Annotated in this window: 1 pseudogene; it reads left to right on the forward strand. The window is 67.7% G+C overall.

The features are described from left to right. Positions 1-285, forward strand: a pseudogene (locus DM813_RS28300) (hypothetical protein); the annotation flags it as partial.

Below are 285 nucleotides of genomic sequence, written 5' to 3' on the forward strand. Positions count from 1 at the left end.
TCGCCTGGCTGGACAGCGAACTGCTCGAGCGCGCGCTCGACCTCTACGACCGCAAGCAGCCGGTGTGGGGCCAGGCCTTCGCGGCGCAGATCGCCCAGTGCGTGCTGGGCATGAATGGCTGCCCCCAAGGCGCGGCAAGGTTGGCCGCCTGGTGGGCCGATACCAGTATCGCCAAACAGAACCTGGTGGGTCGCGCCCTGACCCGCAACCAGGCCGACATCGAAGCAGAAACCCGCATCGCTTTCGCCAAGGCCCAGGCTGCGCAGGCGCTGACGGCAGAGAACA

Origin of the sequence: Pseudomonas alkylphenolica, assembly GCF_004025535.1 — a bacterium.
Lineage (GTDB): Bacteria > Pseudomonadota > Gammaproteobacteria > Pseudomonadales > Pseudomonadaceae > Aquipseudomonas > Aquipseudomonas alkylphenolica_A.